This window comes from Okeania sp. SIO2F4, assembly GCF_010672385.1.
GTDB lineage: Bacteria > Cyanobacteriota > Cyanobacteriia > Cyanobacteriales > Microcoleaceae > Trichodesmium.
Genome location: NZ_JAAHGT010001119.1, coordinates 1 through 2,808 on the forward strand (window position 1 = coordinate 1; position 2,808 = coordinate 2,808).

At 34.5% G+C, this 2,808-nt stretch carries 3 protein-coding genes; all 3 read right to left on the reverse strand.

What is annotated here, in order from left to right:
* Window positions 1-280 (reverse strand): response regulator (locus F6K22_RS37795; protein ID WP_293109953.1); only part of this gene is annotated, 280 nt, incomplete at its 3' end.
* Window positions 277-654, reverse strand: coding sequence for a response regulator (locus F6K22_RS37800; protein ID WP_293109955.1), 378 nt, complete (start codon window positions 652-654; stop codon window positions 277-279). The genes F6K22_RS37800 and F6K22_RS37795, both read right to left, overlap by 4 nt.
* Window positions 655-2,037: 1,383 nt before the next feature.
* Window positions 2,038-2,808: AI-2E family transporter (locus F6K22_RS37805; RefSeq protein ID WP_293109957.1), on the reverse strand; the 771-nt coding region annotated here is incomplete at its 5' end.

Consider the following 2,808-nt stretch of genomic DNA (forward strand, 5'->3'; position numbering starts at 1 on the left):
TACTATCAATGTCGTCCACCGCAGAAATCATTATAACTGGGATATAGCGTAACGCTGGGTCAGCTTTCAGGGTTTCAAGAACTTGATAACCGTTCATTTCTGGCATCATAATATCTAGTAGTACCAAATCAAACGCTTGAGAACGCATCATTTCTAAAGCTTGAAACCCATTATTAGCAGAACTCACTACATGGCCATGCCTTGTGACTCGCCGAGCCAAAAGGTCTCTATTGACCTGGTTATCATCTACAACCAGTACATTGCCCTGGTCATGTTTCATTTTGTTGGTTCTGTACCTGTAAGATTTTTGATCTTGTTTAATAGTCTAGGAAGTTCTACTGGTTTTGTATCATAATCATCACATCCAGCATCTAAACATTTTTCTCGGTCTCCTGTCATAGCATTAGCTGTTATTGCTATTACTGGAATATTTTTGGTTTGGGGGTTAGCTTTAATTTTACTAGTTGCTTGCCACCCGTCTAGCACAGGCAAACTCATATCCATTAGAATTATATCTGGTGCTTCTGATATAGACATATCCACACCCTCAGCACCATCAACAGCAATAACTACTTCAAATTTTTTACGCATGAGACGCCTAGACAACATATCCCGGTTCATCTCATTGTCTTCAACTAAGAGAATCTTAACCATTGTTCTACCTTTTAGTGAGATAATCTGGGGATTTCATCCTTAATATAAATTTTCTCTAACACAGTGATACTCTTTTATATTTTTGGAAAGAGTGCCAAGTGCCAAGTGTTGTTTATGGTTCTTAATTAATCTACAATTATACATAATTATTACAGGGAAAAATAGTTTATATACCACATTCTAGTCAATCTTTGCCATTTTTAGATTCTGTCATTTTTGAGACTTAAAATATCTGGATTGACAATTTTCTAATTTGATAAATTTTCTGAGGATTATGTTGCAAAATATAGGAAGTAAGAGATTGTTTGTAAAGGAGATAGGGAATAAGGAATAGGGAATAGGCGCAGACACAACTATTTTTCACCATAGTTTTAGGAGTATGAATACCAAGACCATATCAAGCAGCCAAATTTCAATCTCTGGATTTGTTCAAGCTTTAATATTTATAGTAATTTCCATCTCTGAGTGAGGTACGCGCATTCGTTTGTTTTGGGGAGTAGGGACGTTGTATGCAACATCCCTACGGAGTACGGAGTAGGGAATAGAAAATAATAAAAAAAGCTGTACTTCAGTAACTTTAAAAATGCTGTTGTTTATAAACAAGTTTCTTATACTTATAGCGGTTTTCACAAAGGTAGACGAAGTAAACAAGATAAGTATATTTGAATTTTGATAAGTTATAGACCTGATAGTTGTATTATATGTTAATGAAAAGCGCTATAATTACTATTTTACAAAGGGTATATAAGAAGTTAGAAGTGAGTCGATAATAATTTTTCTATAAGTTTGGCTAGATTTATTTCCAGATAGGTAAAACTCAAATAATTGCTTAATTTTGTTGAGAATTGATTCCTAGCAATTTCAGATTTCTAAAGTTCCTTCATTAATGGATAATGGATAATTACCTCTCCCTAAAACGGATTGGATTGACGCGGAGCGTGAAAGTTTTTTCTGATCAAGGGAAGATTGGATATGGCCTACTTCCGAGCTGCTCTGCATTCTTCGCGATATCTTGCCATCCCATCCTACGGAAAGCTCGGTTTTTCATGTCGGGACAGCCAAAACGACCGCTTGTTTCTCCTTTAAAAGAGAGGCTTTAAACCTTAATTATTCCCTCAGGGCGATCGATAAAATACCGCATCTGAGAATATAGGGAAAGAAAATATCTTCAATAATTAATAATTACCTCTTCTGTAATAAAAGGATTGGTTAAAAGGAAAATTTTTTCTTCTTGAAAGGATCGGCTTTAAACCTGAACTTTTCGGAAAAAAATTCAAGGAAATAAGTGAAATAGTTAATATATTTAGGCTTTTGAGCTATATTTTTAATTTTTCACAATTCATTTTATTTACACTGACTATAAAATGACTATAAAATCAAAAATTAAGAGGTTACAGGTGGTGGATTATGATCGCCATTGTTTGTAACTATCGATTGTATCTTTTCTGCTTCTAACTTAGGTTTTAAATATAAATTTTCTACCAAAGCAGCACTGCCAGCAAACCAAGGAGGAACAACCAAAGCACCAATAATTCCTAATAACTGAATACCTATTAAAACTGATAGTAATTGATACAGAGGATGTACTCCAACTGAAGAACCTACCAGTAAAGGATCGAGTACATAAGTTTCCACATTTTGGATAATATAGTACAAAATTATTACCCATAAAAACAACCATCCGCCCTTAGCAATAGCAACAATTAAAGCAGGAACTGCACCGAGAATTGGACCGATAAAAGGAATCAGGTTTGTCACAGCAGCTATTGCTCCTAAACCTAGAGAAAAATCTTGCAATCCTAAAAATCCTAAACCAGTGGTTGTTGCTACACCTAAAATAGCAGAAACTATAATTCTGCCTCTAATATAACCTCCCATTCTTTGAGTAACAGGAAGAACTTGATGTTCTAGACGTTTATCCCAAGGTTGAGGAAAAAATTTGATTAGACCACTAATCAAAGTTTTACTATCGGATACCATATAACCTGAAATAAATAAAGCTAATATTAAACTGACTACGCCTCCCAATACACCTTTAGTTAAACTATAGGAACGTAATAGTAATTGTTGACTAGAACGAATTACCCAACTTGTGACAGATTTAGTATCAAAAAGTTGATTAATCCAATCAGGGGGGTTTTGAATTAAGAGCCT